This window comes from Comamonas sp. DB36, assembly GCF_057914905.1.
On record NZ_CP196631.1, the window covers coordinates 2,867,647 to 2,886,536 of the forward strand.

Here is an 18,890-nt window from a genome sequence, read left to right on the forward strand (position 1 = left end):
GCAAGCCTGGTTCATTCCATAACGCTACCCAAGGAGAAATCACATGTCGCTGACCCCCGAAGCCATTCTGAACGCCCAGAAGTCCCACCTCGAAGCCCTGTTCGGCCTGACCCAGAAAGCCTTTGACGGCGTCGAAAAGCTGGTCGAACTGAACGTGACCGCCTCGCGCAACGCGCTGTCGGAAGCCGCCAGCCACAGCCAGCAACTGCTGAGCGTCAAGGATGCGCAGCAACTGCTGGCCCTGCAGGCACAGTGGTTCCAGCCTCTGGCTGAAAAGACCGCCGCCTACAGCCGCAGCCTGTACGACATCGCCAACGGCACCGGCTCGGCCATCGCCCAGACCGTCGAAGCGCGCGCCGCCGAAGCCCAGAAGAACCTGGGTGACCTGATCGACAACGCCACCAAGAACGCGCCTCCCGGCTCGGAAGCCGCGGTTGCCATGCTGAAGAACTCGTTCTCGGCAGCCAACAACGCTGCCGAATCGGTGCAGAAGGCTGTCAAGCAGGCGTCCGATCTGGCACAGACCAACCTGCAGAACGCGTCGAAGAATGTGGTTGATGCTGTCAAGAGCAGCACGCAACAAGGCTGATAGAGCGCAATTTTTTTTGCCTGAGGTATTCCCTAATCCAGGGAATACCCGCATAATGACTCCATTGTTTTGGTGAAAGCCAAAACCACCAGTTGTCTCCTTGGATCCTCTCGAAACCCCCGTTTCTTGGATCCTTTCAAGCCCGGCTTCGCGCCGGGCTTTTTTTCGTCTGCGCGCAGGCAGCGGGCCGCGCGCAAGGACAATATTAAGAACAATTCGCGTTTGGCGTATTATCCAGCGATCCCATTTCACACTGATTTGTCATGTCCAAGATTCTTCACACCTTGATTGCCGCGTGCGCCGTGGCTGCAGCCGGCGCGGCCTATGCCGATGGCGTGGTCAACCTGTACTCCGCGCGCCACTACAGCACCGACGAAGCGCTTTATGACGGCTTCACCAAGGCCACGGGCATCAAGGTCAACCGCGTCGATGCCGACGACGCCGGCATTCTGGCGCGCCTGAAGGCCGAAGGCACGGCCTCGCCCGCCGACGTGATCCTGCTGGTGGACGCAGCACGCCTGTACCGCGGCGAAGTCGACGGCCTGTTCCTGCCGATCCGCTCCAAGGTGCTGGAAGACGTGATTCCGACAAATCTGCGCAGCGCACCTGCGGCCGACGGCGGCATTTCGTGGTTCGGCCTGTCGACCCGCGCCCGCGTGATCGTCTACAACAAGATCAAGGTCAAGCCCCAGGACGTGCAGACCTACGAATCGCTGGCCGATCCCAAGTTCAAGGGCAAGCTGTGCATCCGTTCGGGTTCGCACCCCTACAACCTGAGCCTGTTCGGTGCGATCACCGAGCACATGGGCGAGCAGCAGGCCGAAACCTGGCTCAAGGGCGTCGTTGCCAACCTGGCGCGCGCTCCCAAGGGCGGCGACACCGACCAGATCAAGGCCGTGGCTTCGGGCGAGTGCGATATCGCCGTGAGCAACAGCTACTATCTGGCGCGCATGATCCGCTCGAACAAGCCCGAGGACGTGGCCGTGGCCAACAAGGTCGGCGTGGTGTTCCCCAACCAGCAATCCTGGGGCACGCACATGAACATCGCCGGCGGCGCCATCGCCCGCCACACCAAGAACCAGGCCAATGCGGTCAAGTTCCTGGAATACCTGGCCAGCCCCGCGGCGCAGAACTACTTCGCCAACGGCAACAACGAATGGCCCGCGGCCAAGGGCGTGCAGCTCGACAACCCGGCGCTCAAGGCCATGACCAACGGCAAGCCGTTCAAGAGCGAAACCATTCCAATCAGCGCCGTGGGTGCCAACATGACCAAGGTCCAGCAGATGCTGGACCGCGTGGGCTTCAACTGATAGCGCAGCGCGAGCATACGAACCCGGCCTTCTGGCCGGGTTTTTTTTGCGTGTGCGGCACCTGCGTAGCTCCAGCGACAGTGCCGGCCAGCGGTTTCTCGCCATAATGGACGTTTACGTCAACGTCAATCAAGGAGACAAACCATGGACATCGCAGGCAAGGTATTCATCGTGACAGGCGGCGCATCGGGCCTGGGCGAAGGCACGGCGCGCATGCTCGCGGCCAAGGGCGGCAAGGTGGTGATCGCCGACATGCAGGATGACAAGGGCCAAGCGGTAGCCCAGGATATCGGCGGCGCGTTCGTGCACTGCGATGTAAGCAACGAAGCCGACGCCCAGGCTGTCGTCGATCAGGCCACCAAGCTGGGCAAGCTCATGGGCCTGGTCAACTGCGCAGGCATCGCTCCGGCCGAGAAGACCGTGGGCAAGAACGGCGCGCATGCGCTGTCGGTATTCAGCAAGACCATCACCGTCAATTTGATCGGCAGCTTCAACATGATCCGCCTGGCCGCCGAAGCCATGGCCAAGAACGAAGCCGAAGCCACGGGCGAGCGCGGCGTGATGATTTCCACGGCCAGCGTCGCCGCCTATGACGGCCAGATCGGCCAGGCCGCGTATTCCGCGTCCAAGGGCGGCATTGTGGGCATGACGCTGCCCATCGCGCGCGATCTGGCGCGCAACGGCATACGCAACATGACCATTGCCCCCGGCATCTTCGGCACGCCCATGCTGTTCGGCATGCCGCAGGAAGTGCAGGACGCGCTGGCCGCCGGCGTACCCTTCCCCAGCCGCCTGGGCACGCCCGGCGACTACGCCAAGCTCGCCTGCCATATCTTCGAGAACGACATGCTCAACGGCGAAGTGATTCGCCTCGACGGCGCCATCCGCCTCGCGCCACGCTGATTGCCGCGTGCCATGCCGATTGACAGGCATGGCGTGTTTTAACGAAGTTAAGGCAGGTTTTCGCGAAAGATCACCAGCGTTTTCGCAGGATCCACGCCCAGCATTGCATCGCGCTTCTCGCGCAGATTGGTGAAGATGCGCACGCAGCTCATCATCGCCGCCTGCGGGCTCTGGGTGATCACCGCGTCCATGCTGCCGTCGATCAGCATGGCGCGGGTGTCGGGCGTGAGGCCATGGCCTATGAACACCACCTTGTGCTCGCGCCCCATTTCCTTGAGCGCGCGCGCCACACCGTCCGACGCACCGCCAATGTTGTAGATGCCGGCCAGATCGGGGTATTGCTCAAGCAGCGTGCGGGTCTGCGTGTAGTTCTTCTGCGCATCGTCATGGCCTTCGCGCAGGCCCACGACCTGCAGCGCGGGAAACATCTCTTCGATCACATGCAGAAAACCGGCCTCGCGCTCCTCGTGCGCGCTGTAGCTGCGCGAGCCGGCAATCAGCGCCACCTTGCCCGCGCGCGCGCCCGGGCCTATGAAACGTCCCACCAGATAGCCCGCCGTGCGGCCCGCGGCCCGGTTGTCCAGGCCCACATAGGCCGCGCGGCGCGAGCCTGAAAGATCCGAGATCAGCGTAATGGTCGGCACGCCCTGCTCCGCCAGCAGTGCCACGGCTTCGCGCACGGCCGGGTGCTCGAGCGCCATGAACGCAATGCCGTCGCAGCGCTCGCCCAGGCGCAGCAGGCGCGCGGCCAGTTGCTGCGGGTTGAAGCTCTCGAACTGCTCGCTGCGGCATTTGACGTTGAACGGCGCGAGATGCTCCTGCGAATAGCCCACGGTGTCGCCCAGCATGCGGATGAAGCGGTTGTTGCCGTCGGGCAGCAGAAAACCCAGCCGCATGGGCGCGGCCGCGAGAGCCGCGTACAGCCCGGTTTCGGGCAGGTAGTCGAGCTCGGCCGCGGCCTTGAGCACTTTCTGCGCGGTCGCATCGCGCACGCCGGGACGGCGGTTCAGTACCCGGTCCACGGTAGCGGTCGACACCTTGGCGGCACGCGCGATATCGGCCACGCGCGCGCGCTGCGGCAAGTTCTCCAATCCATCAGGGTCAACCCGCATACATCAAAACCCATCATTTTTATGATTTGACGCCTCGCCGCTCAACACCTATCGTTGCGTGGCTTTCATCCAATGATGCATCAAAACGCATCAAAAATAAATCTGGAGACAACCATGGCCGAAGTCACCCGCCGCAGCGTTCTGCGCAGCCTGTCCGCCGTTCCCGCCGCGTCCATCGCCACCGGCATGGCCGGCTTTCCGCTGATCGCGCGCGCCGCGGAGTTCTCGTACAAATACGGCAACAACCTGCCGGTGACCCACCCGCTGAACATCCGCGCGCAGGAGGCGGCCGATCGCATCCTCAAGGAAACCAAGGGCCGGGTCGAGATCAAGATCTTTCCGAACAACCAGCTTGGCGGCGACACCGACATGCTGGCCCAGGTGCGCTCGGGCGGCATAGAGTTCTTCACGCCTTCGGCCCTGGTGATTGCCACGCTGGTGCCGGTCGCGGCCATCAATGCCACGGGCTTTGCGTTTTCCGACTACAACCAGGTCTGGTCGGCCATGGACGGCAAGCTCGGCGCCCATGTGCGCGCCGCCATAGGCAAGATGCGGCTGTACGCGTTTGACAAGATGTGGGACAACGGTTTTCGCCAGACCACCAGCAGCAAGGCACCCGTGGCCAGCGCCAGGGACCTCGACGGCCTGAAGATCCGCGTGCCCGTGAGTCCGCTGTCGATCTCGATGTTCAAGGGCCTGGGCGCCGCGCCCGCAAGCCTGCAGTTCAGCGAGGTCTATTCCTCGCTGCAGACAAAGATCGTCGACGCCCAGGAAAACCCGCTGCCCATCATCCAGGTCGCCAAGCTCTACGAAGTGCAGAAGTTCGCCTCGCTGACCAACCACATCTGGGACGGCTACTGGTTTGTCGCCAACGGCCGCGCCTGGGACCGCCTGCCGCCCGACCTCAAGACCATCGTGGCCGCGGCCATCAACGACGCCGGCATGCAGCAGCGCGAAGACATCAAGAAGCTCAACGATTCGGTGATCACCGACCTGCAGGCCAAGGGGCTGCAGATCAACCGCCCTTCGGCCGACAGCTTCCGCGCCAAGCTGCGCGAATCGGGCTTCTATGCCGAGTGGAAAGGCCGCTTCGGCAACGAAGCCTGGGGCCTGCTCGAACAGACGGTAGGCAAGCTCGCCTGACCCGCGCGGGCGGCCCGTCGCTGCCCGCTGACCCGCTCCCGAACGCCATGCCCGCGCCTGCGCGCAGGCCTCGCCCTGCCCCGAAGAAAGTTACGTTCATGTCCCACGCCCCTGCTCTTGACCCCCAAGCGCCGCCGGCCAATCCGCTCAGCCGCCTGGCCGGCCGCATAGACCTGCGCCTGGGCGCGGTGATCGAGGCCGTTGCCGCGGCCATCGTGCTGGTGGAAATCGTCATTCTGTTTGCGGGCGTGGTCGCGCGCTACGTGTTGCATGCGCCGCTGGTCTGGTCCGACGAGCTCGCGTCCATCTTCTTCCTGTGGCTGTCGATGCTGGGTGCGGTCGTGGCGCTGCGCCGCGGCGAACACATGCGCATGACGGCGCTGGTCAGCAAGGTCGGCCCGCAGACGCGCGGCCTGCTCGAGGCGCTGGCAATAGCCGCCGCGCTGGCGTTTCTGGTGATGGTCATGCATCCGGCCTACGAATACGCCGACGAGGAATCGTTCATCGTCACGCCGGCGCTGGAAATCAGCAATGCCTGGCGCGCTTCGGCGATTCCCGTGGGCGTGGGCCTGATGGGCGTGTTTGCCGTGCTGCGCCTGCTGCGTCTATGCACCATGCGCCAGATTGCCATCACCGTCGCCGCGACGGCCGCAATCATTCTCGCGTTCTGGCTGGCCCAGCCGGTGTTTGCCACGCTGGGCAAGCTCAACCTGGTGGTGTTCTTCCTGGTGGTGGTCGCGGTCACGGTGTTCTCGGGCGTGCCGATCGCGTTTTGCTTTGCGCTCGCGACCTTCGGCTACCTGGCGCTGACCACGCACACGCCCATGGTGGTGATGGTCGGGCGCATGGACGAAGGCATGTCGCACCTGATCATGCTGGCCGTGCCGCTGTTCATCTTCCTGGGCGCGCTGATCGAGATGACGGGCATGGCCAAGGCCATGATCCAGTTTCTCGCCAGCCTGCTGGGCCATGTGCGCGGCGGCCTGAGCTATGTGCTGATAGGCGCGATGTACCTGGTGTCGGGCATCTCGGGCTCGAAGATCGCCGACATGGCGGCGATCGCGCCCGTGCTGTTTCCCGAAATGAAGAAGCGCGGCGCCAAGCCCGGCGACCTGGTGGCGCTGCTGTCGGCCACGGGCGCGCAGACCGAGACCATTCCTCCGTCCATCGTGCTGATCACCATCGGCTCGGTCACGGGCGTGTCGATTGCCGCGCTGTTCACCGGCGGCATGCTGCCCGCGCTGGTGCTGGGCCTGTGCCTGTGCACCGTCGTCTGGTGGCGCTACCGCAAGGAAGACCTGAGCGGCGTGACGCGCTACAGCAAGCGCCAGATCGGCAGGTTCTTCGTGATCGCGCTGCCTGCGATCGCCCTGCCCTTCGTGATCCGCGCGGCCGTGGTCGAAGGCGTGGCCACGGCCACCGAGGTCTCGACCATTGGCGTGGTGTATTCGGTGCTTGCCGGGCTGCTGGTCTACCGCCAGTTCGACTGGCGCCGGCTCAAGCCCATGCTGATCGAAACCGCCTCGCTGTCGGGCGCCATCATGTTCATTGTGGGCTGCGCCACGGCCATGGCCTGGGGCCTGACGCAGTCGGGCTTTTCCACCGATCTGGCGCAGATGATGGCCGGCATTCCGGGCGGTGCCTACGGCTTCCTGGCGATCTCCATCGTTGCCTTCATCGTGCTGGGCTGCGTGCTCGAAGGCATTCCCGCCATCGTGCTGTTCGGCCCGCTGCTGTTTCCCATCGCCGTGCAGGCCGGCGTGCATCCCGTGCACTACGCCATGGTCGTGATCTTCGCCATGGGCATAGGCCTGTTTGCTCCGCCGATCGGCGTGGGCTACTACGGCGCCTGCGCGATCAGCAAGGTCGACCCCAACGAAGGCATGAAATACATAGGCGGCTACATGGCCGCGCTGCTGGTCGGCTTGGTGCTGGTCGCGGCGATTCCCTGGATCTCCACGGGCTTCCTCAAATAAGCGCCGCGCGCGCTGCTTCTTCACCTCACTCTTACACGGAAAAAACATGAGCCGCCATTTTGGAGAAATTCGCCAGCTGGGCTACGTCGTGCACGACATCGAAGCTGCCATGGACTATTGGAGCAAGACCCTGGGCGTGGGCCCGTGGTTCTACAACCCCAAGGTGCCGATCGAGAACTACCGCTACAACGGCCAGGCCCACGCGCCGCACAACTCGGTGGCGCTGGCCAACTCGGGCTTTGTACAGGTCGAGCTGATACAGACACGCAACGACGTGCCCTCGATGTACCGCGACTTCCTGCAGGCCGGGCGCACCGGACTGCAGCATGTTGCCTACTGGACCAGCCACTACGACGCCGACCTCGAGCGCCTGCTGCGCCAGGGTTTCAAGCCGGTGATGAGCGGCGAAGTCGGCGCCAACGGCCGCTTCATCTACTTCGACACCGAGTACCACCCCGGCACCGTGATCGAGCTGTCGGAAGTCGCCGGCCCCAAGGGAAAGATGTTCGACCTGATTCGCGCTTCGGCCGAAACCTGGGACGGCGTCACCGACCCCGTGCGCCCTTTCCCCGACCTGAGCAAACTCTGAGCCTGCCGCCCCATGACCGCCGACCGCTTCGAAGCCACCTATCTGATTGAAACGCCCCTGGCGCCCGCCCACGTCGCTGAAGTGATGGCCGGCGAACAGTCCTGCGGCACCTTCACCCGCGTCGAGGGCGAGACCGATGCGCTGCGCCGGCGCGCACGCGCCACGGTCGAGTCCATTGACGAACTGGAATCCGTGCACGCGCCCAGCCTGCCCAATGCGCTGCTCGAGCGCCAGGGCCGCGCCGGCCCCTGGCGGCGTGCGCGCGTGCGCATCTCGTTTCCCGTCGCCAATGTGGGCGCCAACCTGCCCACGCTGGCCGCCACCGTCTCGGGCAATCTCTACGATCTGGGCGAAGCCAGCGGCCTGCGGCTCGAAAGCCTGCAACTGCCCGCAAGTTACCGCGCGCAGTTCGACCTGCCCCAGGTGGGCATTGCCGGAACGCGCCAGCGCACCGGCGTGGCCAGCGGCGCGCTGGTCGGCACCATTCTCAAGCCCAATGTCGGCTTCTCTCCCGAGCAGAGTGCCGAGCTGGTGGCGCGGCTGTGCGCGGCCGGCGTGGACTTCATCAAGGATGACGAAGTCTGTGCCGACCCTGTACATGCCCCGCTGGCCCAGCGCGTTCCCGCCGTCATGGCGGCGGTGCGCGCCCACCAGGACCGGACCGGCAAGCATGTCATGGTAGCTTTCAACATCACCGACGAAACCGATGCGATGAAGCGCCATGCCGACCTGATAGAGCGCGAAGGCGGCAGTTGCGCGATGGCCAGCCTCAACTGGTGCGGCTTCTCGGCGCTGCAGACGCTGCGCCGCCACACCGGTCTCGCGCTGCATGGCCACCGCAATGGCTATGGCGCGCTGTCGCGCCATCCGTTGCTGGGCATGTCGTTCCAGGCCTACCAGACGCTGTGGCGGCTCGCGGGCGTGGACCATATGCATGTGCACGGCTTGCAGGGCAAGTTCTCCCAGCCCGATGAAGAAGTCATTGCCTCGGCCCAGGATTGCTATACGCCGCTGACGCCGGAAATCGATGACCGAGTGATGCCGGCCTTTTCGTCCGGCCAGTGGGCCGGCACCGTGCCCGCGACCTGGGCCGCGGTGCAAAGCGACGACCTGCTGTTCATGTCGGGCGGCGGCATTCTGGCGCATCCGGGCGGTCCGGCCGCGGGCGTGGCCAGCATTCGCCAGGCCTGGGCAGCGGCGCGCGCCGGCGTTGCGCTTTCCGAGTACGCGTGCCAGGCGCCCGAGCTGGCTGCGGCGCTGGCCTTTTTCGGCAAGTGAGCTGGCCATGCCGTCCGCATTGAAGATCGCCTACTACGGCGACGATTTCACCGGCGCCACCGACACGCTGGCGACGGCCGCGCGCGCCGGCCTGCGCACGCTGCTGTTTCTGGGCCTGCCCGGCGCCGCCCAGCTTGAGCGCGCAGGCCCGCTGGACTGCCTGGGCATTGCGGGCGCGGCGCGCGCCATGACACCCGCCGAAATGCAGGCCGAACTCGAACCCGTGGGCCGGCTGTTCGCGCAGCTGGGCGCGCCGGTCATGCACTACAAGACCTGCTCGACCTTTGACAGCGCTCCCCATATCGGCAGCATCGGCACCGCCATTCGCGTGCTGCAGCCGCATACGCGCAATGCCTTCGTGCCGATTGTCGGCGGCCAGCCCAATCTGCGCCGCTACTGTGTGTTTGGCAATCTGTTTGCGAGTGCCGGCCCCGCCATGCACCGCATAGACCGCCACCCCACCATGCGCCGGCATCCGGTCACGCCCATGCATGAAGCGGATCTGCGCCTGCACTTTGCCCAGCAAGGGCTGCAGCTGGCCTCGCTTGACTATCCAGACTACCAACAATCGGAATCCGCACTGGATCAGCAGCTTTCTGCGCTCATTTCGCAGCAACCTGATGCTGTCCTGCTTGATATTGCGCATGCACAGGACCTGACCATCGTCGGCCGGCTGATCTGGCAAAGCGCCTGCCGGCAGCCGCTGATGGCTGCCGGTCCGAGCAGCGTGGTCCAGGCGCTGGCCGCGCATTGGCAAGGCCAGGCGCCGCAGACCCTGCTTGCCCATGCCACGATTGCGCCGGCGCAAGGCCCGGTGCTGGTGCTTGCCGGCAGCCTGTCACCCATGACCGCACGCCAGATCAAGGCAGCCAGCTCGTACGAACAGCTGTTGCTCGATGCGCCGCGGCTGGCCCAGGACATGGCTTACCGCGCGCAGATGGCGAAAAAAATTGCGCTGCAGCTGCAGCAAGGCAGAAATATGCTGGCCTGTACGTCCAGCGAAGGGCAGATTGCCCCGGCGGATGCCCCCGCCGATGCGCGCGCACTGGCCCTGGCCTGCGGCGAACTGCTGGCGCAGGTGCTGAAACTGGCGCCCATCAAGCGCCTGGGAGTGGCCGGCGGCGATACATCGAGCCATGCGGTCCAGGCTTTGGACGCCTGGGGCCTGTCCTATCAGGCGCAACTGGCTCCCGGCGTCGCGCTTTGCCGGCTGCACAGCGACGATTTGACGCTCGATGGCCTGGAAATCATGCTCAAGGGCGGGCAGATGGGGGGCGAAATGCTGTTTGAGGAATTGCTTTCGGGCATTTGCTGAGCGTTTGGCGCTGACCCAGTTTGTCGGAATGCCCGGAAAATCACGGAACATGCGCACCGGCGGTCGATTTCCGGGCTCTGCAAGCTCAGCGCGAGCAGGTTTATTCACTGCACCCGGGTGGGGTTTATTCACTGCACCCGGGTGGGGTTTATTCACCGCGCCCTTGTCGGGTTTAGTCGCTGCATCCTGATCCCCGTTCGCCCTGAGCCTGTCGAAGGGCCGGTTTTCATAAAGCCGAATGACTGAACATCTCCCTGGAAAAGCCATTCATCCTTGGACACAATCAGGAAAAACGACTTCGCTGAGAAAACGCCAGCCCAACGAAAAAAGGCACTGTGCGAAGCACAGTGCCTTTATCGTAATCAGCGAAACCAACATAAAGTCGATCCACAAATTATGGCGGAGTGGACGGGACTCGAACCCGCGACCCCCGGCGTGACAGGCCGGTATTCTAACCAACTGAACTACCACTCCTGGTAGATAGCTTTTCACCTGTACTTGATACAGGCCAAGCGCTATAACTTGGCGACCCTACGGGGATTCGAACCCCGGTACTCACCGTGAAAGGGTGATGTCCTAGGCCTCTAGACGATAGGGTCGTAACCTAAGAACTTCCGTTCTAACTTCTTGGTGGAGGTAAACGGGATCGAACCGATGACCTCTTGCATGCCATGCAAGCGCTCTCCCAGCTGAGCTATACCCCCAATCGGAGCCATGCAAACGCATACTTCCATTAACTGTGGCGGAGTGGACGGGACTCGAACCCGCGACCCCCGGCGTGACAGGCCGGTATTCTAACCAACTGAACTACCACTCCTGGCAGAAAGCTTTGTGGTGCAGCAAATAAATCTGCCATACCCAAGTGCTTCAAACTTGGCGACCCTACGGGGATTCGAACCCCGGTACTCACCGTGAAAGGGTGATGTCCTAGGCCTCTAGACGATAGGGTCGTAGCCTTGGAACTTCTGTTCTCAATTCTTTGGTGGAGGTAAACGGGATCGAACCGATGACCTCTTGCATGCCATGCAAGCGCTCTCCCAGCTGAGCTATACCCCCAAACGGATTCGTGCTGTAAGGCATGAACCCTTTAACTGTGGCGGAGTGGACGGGACTCGAACCCGCGACCCCCGGCGTGACAGGCCGGTATTCTAACCAACTGAACTACCACTCCTGGCAGAAAGCGTTGTGATTCGGTAAATATTTTTACCAAACCCAAGTGCTTCAAACTTGGCGACCCTACGGGGATTCGAACCCCGGTACTCACCGTGAAAGGGTGATGTCCTAGGCCTCTAGACGATAGGGTCAAAACCTTGGAACTTGTCCGTTTTCAACGCACGTTCTTTTCAGAACGTCTTCGACTTCTATGGTGGAGGTAAACGGGATCGAACCGATGACCTCTTGCATGCCATGCAAGCGCTCTCCCAGCTGAGCTATACCCCCCACAATTTCCATCTTGACAACACAATCAATTTCTTGCTGTGTGTCGTTGAAGACTCGAATTATAGACAGGTTTTTAGACGTTTTGCAATCTCGCAGCAATTTTTTCACGACCGAGCAATTCAAGCACTGAATCGACCGATGGCGTGTGTGCCGTACCCACGGTGAGAACCCGCACCGGCATGGCCAGTTGAGGCATCTTCAGACCCTGGGCCTTGAGCACTTCCTTGAAGGCCGCGGAGATGGCTTCACGCGTCCATTCGCAGTCAGCCAGCGCGGCGGCGAGTGCGGCAATCGCGGGCTGCACGGCTTCGGTCACATGCTTGGCGCGCTCTTCTGCATCCGGTGTCACATCCCTATAGAAGACCTGGGCCCAGTCGGCCAGCGCCACCAGCGTGTCGCAACGGTCCTTGAACAGACCGCAGATGCGCACCAGGCGATCGTCGGCATCGAGTTCGGCAGCGGCAATGCCGCGCTTCTCGAGGAAAGGCTTGACCAGTGCAGCCAACGCCTGGTCGTCCAAGGCCTTCAGGTGCTGGGCGTTAACCCAGCGCAGCTTGGCTTCGTCGAACTGGCCCGCGCTGCGACCCAGGTGGTCGAGGTTGAACCATTCGAGGAACTGGGCGCGGCTGAAGATCTCGTCGTCGCCATGGCTCCAGCCCAGGCGCGCCAGATAGTTGACCATGGCATCGGCCAGATAGCCTTCGTCACGGTATTGCGTCACGGCCTTGGCGCCGTTGCGCTTGCTCATCTTCTCGCCCTGCTCGTTGAGCACGGTGGGCAGATGGGCGAACACCGGAACCTCGGCGCCCAGGGCTTCGAAGATGTGGATCTGGCGCGGCGTGTTGTTGATGTGGTCGTCGCCGCGGATCACATGCGTGATCGCCATGTCCATGTCGTCGACGCAGACGCAGAAGTTATAGGTAGGCGTGCCGTCGGGGCGCGCGATCACCAGGTCGTCGAGTTCGCTGTTCTGGAATTCGATGCGGCCCTTGCACTTGTCTTCCCAGGCCACGACGCCGCCTTGCGGCGTCTTGAAGCGCAGCACGGGCTGCACGCCTTCGGGCACGGGCGGCAACTGCTTGCCGGGCTCGGGGCGCCAGGTGCCGTCATAGCGCGGCTTTTCCTTGGCGGCCATCTGCTTTTCGCGCAGCGCGTCGAGCTCCTGCATGCTCATGTAGCAGGGATAGACCAGGCCCTTTTCCTGCAGCCGCACCAGCACTTCCTTGTAGCGCTCTATGCGTTGCATCTGATAGAACGGGCCTTCGTCGGGCGTGAGCTGCAGCCACTCCATGCCCTCGAGGATCACGTCGACCGATGCCTGGGTCGAGCGCTCGACATCGGTGTCCTCGATGCGCAGGATGAAGTCGCCACCATTGGCGCGCGCAAAGGCCCAGGGATAAAGCGCCGAGCGGATGTTGCCCAGGTGGATGAAGCCCGTGGGCGAAGGGGCGAAACGGGTACGTACTTTGGTGCTCATTACAGGGTATCCAGTCCACGGCAGAGATCTGCCTTGATGTCTTCAAGATGCTCGAGGCCGACCGACAGGCGGATCAGGCCTTGACCGATGCCAGCGGCCTGGCGCTGGTCTTCGGAAAGACGGCCATGCGAAGTGCTGGCCGGGTGGGTGATGGTGGTCTTCACGTCGCCCAGGTTGGCGGTGATGCTGCACACGCGCGTGCTGTCGATGACCGCGAACGCGTTGGCGCGCAGCGCTTCGGGCGAGTCGCCGATCACATCGAAGGCCAGCACGCCGCCGCCCATGCCAGATTGCTGGCGCATCGCCAGCGCATGCTGGGCGTGCGTAGGCAGGCCGCTGTAGTGAACGCGCGCCACCTTGGGATGGGCTTCAAGCCAGTTTGCCATTTCCAGCGCCGCGGCGCTCATGGCCTTGACGCGCAGCGCCAGGGTTTCCATGCCCTTGAGCATGACCCAGGCGTTGAACGGCGCGAGGTTCAGGCCCGCGGTGCGCATGAAGGCGCCCATCTTCTCTTCAACCAGCGCCTTGGGGCCGCAGACCGCACCGCCCATGCTGCGACCCTGGCCGTCGAGCAGCTTGGTGCCCGAGTGCACGACCAGGTCGGCACCGAATTGCACCGGGCGCTGCAGCACCGGCGAGGCAAAGCTGTTGTCCACGGCCAGCAGCGCGCCGTGCGCATGCGCGAGTTCGGCCAGCGCCGCGATGTCGCACAGATCGCCCAGAGGATTGGTCGGGGTTTCGGCAAACAGCAGCTTGGTTTCAGGACGGATCGCGGCCTTCCAGGCGGCGACATCGGTCTGGGACACAAAGCTGGAAGTCACGCCGAAGCGCGCCATCTCGCCGCCCAGCAACTTGATCGTCGAGCCGAACATCGACTGCGAGCAGATGATGTGATCGCCGGCCTTGAGCATGGTCATCGCGACCATCAGAATGGCCGACATGCCGGTCGAAGTGGCAATGGCCACCTCGGTGCCTTCCATGGCAGCGAGTCGACGCTCGAAGCTGGTCACGGTGGGGTTGGAAGTGCGGCTGTAGGTATAGCCCGGCTCTTCATTGCCGAAGCGGCGCGCGGCCGTGGCGGCATCGGGTTGCACGAAGCTGCTGGTGAGGTACAGCGCTTCGCTGTGCTCGCCCCATTGGCTGCGCTCCACGGCTTCGCGCACCGCGAGGGTATCGGGATGCAGGCCGGCGGGAAGGGTTCGTTCGGTCACGGTGGTATTCCTGGTTGTCCAGCGGAGGCAGGCCGTTGCTGGCGGCGCAAAGAAAAATGAGCCAAACCCGCTGGGCCGGTCAGGTGGTGAGGCCTGACCCTTCCGCGTTTTTAGCTCTTTTCCATGACAGCCAAGCGGGCGGCGCTGCGCCCCGCTTCATTGCTTGCAATCGTTCCTAATGTAACGTGCTCAAGCGTCCTGGGCGTTGGGCAGCGATAGGCGCGAGGTATCGACATCGCCCTCTTCGGCGCCGCCGGTGCGGCCCGCGTTGAGCGCCGCGATATCGCCTTCGGAAATGTCGCCGGTCACATATATACCGTCAAAGCACGAAGCTTCAAAGCCGTTGACGCCGGGGTTGAGCGCGCCAATCGCCTTTTTCATGCCGTCGACGTCCTGATAGATCAGCGCGTCGCAGCCGATGACCTGGCGGATTTCCTCGACCGTGCGGTCGTGGGCCACCAGCTCGCTCTTGGTCGGCATGTCGATGCCGTAGACATTGGGAAAGCGCACCGGCGGCGCGGCGCTCGCCAGGTACACCTTGTTGGCGCCGGCGTCGCGTGCCATCTGCACGATTTCCTTGGAGGTCGTGCCGCGCACGATGGAGTCATCAACCAGCAGCACGTTGCGGCCCTTGAACTCGCTGCTGATCGCATTGAGCTTCTGGCGCACCGACTTCTTGCGCGCGCCCTGGCCCGGCATGATGAAGGTGCGGCCCACGTAGCGGTTCTTCACGAAGCCTTCGCGGTACGGCAGGCCCAGCAGCTGGGCCAGCTGCATGGCGCTGGGGCGGCTCGATTCGGGAATCGGAATGATCACGTCGATCTCGCTTGGCGGCACGGTGGAGATCACGCGCTTGGCCAGCGATTCGCCCAGGTTCAGGCGCGCCTGGTAGACCGAGATGCCGTCCATGACGGAATCGGGGCGCGCCAGGTAGACGTACTCGAAAATGCAGGGGTGCAGCGAGCTCTTCTCGGCGCACTGCTCTGCCTGGACCTTGCCGTCGAGGCCGATGTAGACGGCTTCGCCCGGCGCGACATCGCGCTCCAGTGTGTAAAGATTGCCTTCGAGCGCCACCGATTCGCTGCCCAGCATGACGCTGCCATCGGCACCGTGGCCTATGCACAGCGGACGGATGCCGTAGGGGTCGCGGAAAGCCAGCAGACCGTAACCGGCGATCAGCGCGATCACGGCGTAGGAGCCGCGCACGCGCTTGTGCACCGCGCGCACCGCCTTGAACACGTCGACGCTCTTGAGCGGCGCGCCGCTGGTGGCACGCGCCAGTTCGTGCGCCAGCACGTTGAGCAGCACTTCGGAGTCGCTGTCCGTATTGGTGTGGCGATGGTCGGTGTCGGCGAGCTCGGCACGCAGTTGCTTGGCGTTGGTCAGGTTGCCGTTGTGCACCATGACGATGCCGAACGGCGCGTTGACGTAGAAGGGCTGGGCCTCTTCTTCGCTGGCCGCGTTGCCGGCCGTCGGGTAGCGCACCTGGCCCAGGCCGATGTTGCCCGGCAGCGCGCGCATGTTGCGCGTACGGAAAACATCGCGCACCATGCCCTTGGCCTTGTGCATGTAGAACTTACGTTCCTGTTGGGTCACGATGCCTGCCGCATCCTGTCCACGATGCTGCAAAAGCAGCAGCGCGTCATAGATCAGCTGATTCACGGGTGCAGTGCTGACTACACCGACGATTCCACACATAGTTGCGTTCCATCCATCCGCGGGAAAAGTCCCGCCATTCTTGCAAGGCCGCCCGGGTAGGGCCGCCCTGCCCTCATCTTGAAGGCAAATACCTTCCCAATTCCTGCGGCAGCGCCGGCATCCAGTCCAGCAGCAGGCCGCCGAGTTGCGGCGCAATCAGCGATTGCTGCCACCACTCGGACTGCTGCAAAGGCGTATAGGTCACCACCAGGGTCACGACGACCAGCAGCAGACCACCCCGCAGCAGACCAAATACCGCGCCCAGCGTGCGGTCCACAGGCCGCAGACCCACGCCATCAATCAGTCGCTTGGCGAGACTGGAGACCAGGCCCCAGACAAACGCCACAGCAATAAACGTCACCACAAAACCTGCGGCATAACGCAGCGATACATCGGCATTGCCCATGGGCAGAAACCCGCCCATTGTCTCCGCCCCGTAGCGCGCCGACACGAAGGCCACGAGCCACCCTACGAGCGACAGGAGTTCATAGACCAGCCCGCGCCAGGCACCGACCAGCAGCGACCCCAGCACCACGGCCAGAAAAATCCAGTCGACAGCGCCCATCACCGCGTCAGGGCTTGATCACCGACGCCGGCAAACCCAGTCCCTTGACCCGCGCCGCGGCCTTGTCGGCTTCGGCCCGGCTGTTGAACGGGCCCACGCGCACCCGCGTGCGCTGACCATCCTTGGTCGACACCGTCTGGGTGAACGCCTTGAGGCCCGCGCCTTCGAGCTTGGCGCGCACTTCACGCGCCTTGTCCGCATCGCCAAACGCTCCGACCTGGACCACGACACGATCGCTGCTGCTGGCCTCGGCGGCTGCCGGTGCCCGGCCTTCGAGCAGCGCACGCGCGCGCGCCGCCTCATCGACCTTGGGCTTGGCTGGCTCGGGCTTGGGCTCAGGCTTGGGCTCGGGTTTCGGTTCGGGCTTTGGCTTGGGTTCAGGCTTGGGTTCAGGTTTAGGTTCAGGCTTTGGCTTGACCGGGGCTTCGACCTTGGGCTCGGTTTTCGCGGGCGCAGGCTTGGGCGACTCCGCCTTGGCAGATGCGGCCGCGGGCGGCGACATCAAGGGCGGCACGGGCGGCATGGGCATGGCGGCCGCACGCGGCGCGGCCACGGGCGTGGACGATTCGAAAACTTCCTCGCCCTTGTCCAGCGATGCGTGCGTGTCCACGGAAGTGGACGGACGTGCCGCAGCCGCCGGAGCCGCGGTTTCGCCGGGCACCATCAGCGGCGCGACATGACCGCGGTCGGGAATCTCAATCGGAATATCGACGGGAATCGGTCGGGGCTGGGTGTCGAACAGCAGTGGGAAGCCCACCACGCCCACCAGCACCAGCACCGCAGCGCCGATCAGCCGATGGCGCGCGCGACTGCGCATGACGTCGACGCTTTCCACCTGGGCAGCGCGGGAACGCGTTACGGACTTGTCCGCAGCCTCTTTTTTGCCGAACCAAGAGAACTTGAAAAATGCCATGAAGTGCAGACTCGTTCGGGCTTATTCGCCCAGATGCTTGGCTTGCAAGCGCGGCGTGCCATGAAGCAGCACACCACCCACCGTATAAAACGAGCCAAAGACCACGATTCTATCAGCGGGGTCCGCAGCGGCGACCGCAGCCTGCAAGGCCAACTCGGGAGTCGCATGCAGGCTGGTGGCCACTTCACGGCGCCCGCCGGCGACCATCTGCACCGCATTCCATTTCTGCTGCAGGCCCGCAGCCGTGTCGGCACGCGGCGTGGGCAGGTCACAGAAGTACCAGCGATCGATCAGCGGGCCGACCTTGGCGAACATCGGCGCGAGGTCCTTGTCGGCCATTGCGCCAAAAACCGCATGGGTCGTGGGGAAAAAGCCCATGGCATCCAGGTTGGCGGTCAGCGCCGCGACCGAATGCGGGTTGTGCGCGACATCGAGCACCAGTGTGGGCTGGCCGGGAACGATCTGGAAGCGCCCGGGCAGTTCGACCATGGCCATGCCGGTGCGCACGGCCTGGGCCGTGACCGGCAGGCGCTCGCGCAGCGCTTCAAATGCAGCCAGCGCGCCCGCGGCGTTGACCAGCTGGTTCGCGCCGCGCAGCGCGGGATAGGCCAGGCCCGCATAGCGGCGCCCGCGGCCCGCCCAGCCCCACTGCTGCTTGTCGCCCGAAAAATTGAAATCCTGGCCAAACTGCCACAGCTGGGCGCCGATCTCGTTGGCATGGTCGATCACGCTTTGCGGCGCGACCGGATCGCTGACGATCACCGGACGTCCGGGGCGCATGATTCCGGCCTTCTCGCGGCCTATGGTCTCGCGGTCCTTGCCCAGCAGCTCGGTATGGTCAATGTCGATGCTGGTGATGATTGCGCAGTCGGTGTCGATCACGTTGGTCGCATCCAGGCGCCCGCCCAGGCCGACTTCGAGAATCGCCACATCGAGGCCCGAGCGGCTCAGCAGATGCATGATGCCCAGCGTGGTGAACTCGAAGTAGGTCAGTTGGACTTCGTTGCCGCCCTGCACGCGCGCGGCCTCGACGGCCTCGAAGCTGCCCATCAGCTGCTCGGCGCTGGCGATTTCACCGCCGATGCGGCAACGCTCCTCGAAATGCACCAGATGCGGCGAGGTGTAGACGCCGGGCTTGTAGCCGGACTGCAGCGCCACGGCTTCGAGCATGGCACAGGTCGAGCCCTTGCCATTGGTACCGGCCACGGTGATCACCGGGCAGTCGAAACGCAGCGCCAGGCGCTGGGCCACTTCGCGCACGCGCTCCAGGCCCATGGCGATGTTTTGGGGGTGCAGGCGCTCGCAATAAGAGAGCCAGGCTTCCAGATTGGGGAATGTGGTGTGCATACTGCGCGCATTGTCGCCCAGCAG

The 18,890-nt window shown here is 63.9% G+C and carries 15 protein-coding genes and 9 tRNA genes; 8 read left to right on the plus strand and 16 right to left on the minus strand.

Going from position 1 to position 18,890, the window contains the following annotated elements:
• The first annotated feature begins 43 nt into the window (after positions 1-43).
• The 3 genes from ACSVDO_RS13285 to ACSVDO_RS13295 all read left to right on the plus strand — a co-directional run bounded on the left by ACSVDO_RS13285 (position 44) and on the right by ACSVDO_RS13295 (position 2,802).
• Positions 44-589 (plus strand): phasin family protein, encoded by a 546-nt coding sequence (locus tag ACSVDO_RS13285; protein ID WP_332539881.1) that lies wholly within the window; start codon positions 44-46, stop codon positions 587-589.
• Positions 590-852: 263 nt separating this feature from the next.
• Positions 853-1,899: an extracellular solute-binding protein gene (locus ACSVDO_RS13290; RefSeq protein WP_332539880.1), complete on the plus strand. Its 1,047-nt coding sequence runs from the start codon at positions 853-855 to the stop codon at positions 1,897-1,899.
• A 144-nt stretch (positions 1,900-2,043) separates the two neighbouring features.
• Complete coding sequence (locus tag ACSVDO_RS13295; protein WP_332539878.1) at positions 2,044-2,802, plus strand: 3-hydroxyacyl-CoA dehydrogenase; 759 nt, start codon at positions 2,044-2,046, stop codon at positions 2,800-2,802.
• A gap of 47 nt (positions 2,803-2,849) precedes the next feature.
• Here the strand turns inward: ACSVDO_RS13295 and ACSVDO_RS13300 are convergent, their stop codons facing one another.
• On the minus strand, positions 2,850-3,914 hold the full coding sequence (locus ACSVDO_RS13300; RefSeq protein WP_332539877.1) for a LacI family DNA-binding transcriptional regulator: 1,065 nt from the start codon (positions 3,912-3,914) through the stop codon (positions 2,850-2,852).
• Between the two features lie 114 nt (positions 3,915-4,028).
• On the opposite strand from ACSVDO_RS13300, the gene ACSVDO_RS13305 reads away from it, so the two are divergent.
• From ACSVDO_RS13305 to ACSVDO_RS13325, 5 genes are all read left to right on the plus strand, one after another.
• Complete coding sequence (locus tag ACSVDO_RS13305; protein ID WP_489592693.1) at positions 4,029-5,057, plus strand: TRAP transporter substrate-binding protein; 1,029 nt, start codon at positions 4,029-4,031, stop codon at positions 5,055-5,057.
• Positions 5,058-5,155: 98 nt separating this feature from the next.
• Complete coding sequence (locus ACSVDO_RS13310; RefSeq protein WP_489592695.1) at positions 5,156-7,033, plus strand: TRAP transporter large permease; 1,878 nt, start codon at positions 5,156-5,158, stop codon at positions 7,031-7,033.
• Between the two features lie 46 nt (positions 7,034-7,079).
• On the plus strand, positions 7,080-7,622 hold the full coding sequence (locus ACSVDO_RS13315; protein WP_489592697.1) for a VOC family protein: 543 nt from the start codon (positions 7,080-7,082) through the stop codon (positions 7,620-7,622).
• A 12-nt stretch (positions 7,623-7,634) separates the two neighbouring features.
• The gene (locus ACSVDO_RS13320; protein WP_489592699.1) at positions 7,635-8,900 is read left to right on the plus strand and encodes a ribulose-bisphosphate carboxylase large subunit family protein; all 1,266 of its coding nucleotides are present in this window, start codon (positions 7,635-7,637) and stop codon (positions 8,898-8,900) included.
• Between the two features lie 7 nt (positions 8,901-8,907).
• On the plus strand, positions 8,908-10,215 hold the full coding sequence (locus ACSVDO_RS13325; RefSeq protein ID WP_489592700.1) for a four-carbon acid sugar kinase family protein: 1,308 nt from the start codon (positions 8,908-8,910) through the stop codon (positions 10,213-10,215).
• Between the two features lie 397 nt (positions 10,216-10,612).
• On the opposite strand, the gene ACSVDO_RS13330 is transcribed toward ACSVDO_RS13325, so the two are convergent.
• From ACSVDO_RS13330 to folC, 15 genes are all read right to left on the minus strand, one after another.
• Positions 10,613-10,689 (minus strand) — tRNA-Asp (locus tag ACSVDO_RS13330).
• A gap of 49 nt (positions 10,690-10,738) precedes the next feature.
• Positions 10,739-10,814: transfer RNA gene (locus ACSVDO_RS13335), tRNA-Glu, on the minus strand.
• 29 nt (positions 10,815-10,843) lie between these two features.
• Positions 10,844-10,919: transfer RNA gene (locus ACSVDO_RS13340), tRNA-Ala, on the minus strand.
• A gap of 36 nt (positions 10,920-10,955) precedes the next feature.
• Positions 10,956-11,032 (minus strand) — tRNA-Asp (locus ACSVDO_RS13345).
• Between the two features lie 57 nt (positions 11,033-11,089).
• Positions 11,090-11,165 (minus strand) — tRNA-Glu (locus ACSVDO_RS13350).
• A gap of 30 nt (positions 11,166-11,195) precedes the next feature.
• Positions 11,196-11,271 (minus strand) — tRNA-Ala (locus tag ACSVDO_RS13355).
• 38 nt (positions 11,272-11,309) lie between these two features.
• Positions 11,310-11,386 (minus strand) — tRNA-Asp (locus ACSVDO_RS13360).
• Positions 11,387-11,443: 57 nt separating this feature from the next.
• Positions 11,444-11,519, minus strand: a tRNA-Glu gene (locus tag ACSVDO_RS13365).
• 60 nt (positions 11,520-11,579) lie between these two features.
• A tRNA-Ala gene (locus ACSVDO_RS13370) sits at positions 11,580-11,655 on the minus strand.
• 73 nt (positions 11,656-11,728) lie between these two features.
• The gene (gltX, locus tag ACSVDO_RS13375) at positions 11,729-13,132 is read right to left on the minus strand and encodes a glutamate--tRNA ligase (protein WP_489592702.1); all 1,404 of its coding nucleotides are present in this window, start codon (positions 13,130-13,132) and stop codon (positions 11,729-11,731) included.
• Positions 13,132-14,343, minus strand: coding sequence for an O-succinylhomoserine sulfhydrylase (locus ACSVDO_RS13380; protein WP_489592704.1), 1,212 nt, complete (start codon positions 14,341-14,343; stop codon positions 13,132-13,134). The genes gltX and ACSVDO_RS13380 overlap by 1 nt, the downstream gene beginning before the upstream one ends.
• 189 nt (positions 14,344-14,532) lie before the next feature.
• Positions 14,533-16,041 (minus strand): amidophosphoribosyltransferase, encoded by a 1,509-nt coding sequence (gene purF, locus ACSVDO_RS13385; protein ID WP_332549830.1) that lies wholly within the window; start codon positions 16,039-16,041, stop codon positions 14,533-14,535.
• A 73-nt stretch (positions 16,042-16,114) separates the two neighbouring features.
• Positions 16,115-16,606 (minus strand): CvpA family protein, encoded by a 492-nt coding sequence (locus ACSVDO_RS13390; RefSeq protein WP_332540197.1) that lies wholly within the window; start codon positions 16,604-16,606, stop codon positions 16,115-16,117.
• A gap of 7 nt (positions 16,607-16,613) precedes the next feature.
• Positions 16,614-17,519 carry an SPOR domain-containing protein gene (locus tag ACSVDO_RS13395; protein WP_489592707.1) on the minus strand — a complete coding sequence of 302 codons (906 nt, stop codon included), beginning with the start codon at positions 17,517-17,519 and terminating at the stop codon, positions 16,614-16,616.
• A 21-nt stretch (positions 17,520-17,540) separates the two neighbouring features.
• The gene (gene folC / locus ACSVDO_RS13400) at positions 17,541-18,866 is read right to left on the minus strand and encodes a bifunctional tetrahydrofolate synthase/dihydrofolate synthase (protein ID WP_332549874.1); all 1,326 of its coding nucleotides are present in this window, start codon (positions 18,864-18,866) and stop codon (positions 17,541-17,543) included.
• Between the last annotated feature and the right edge of the window lie 24 nt (positions 18,867-18,890).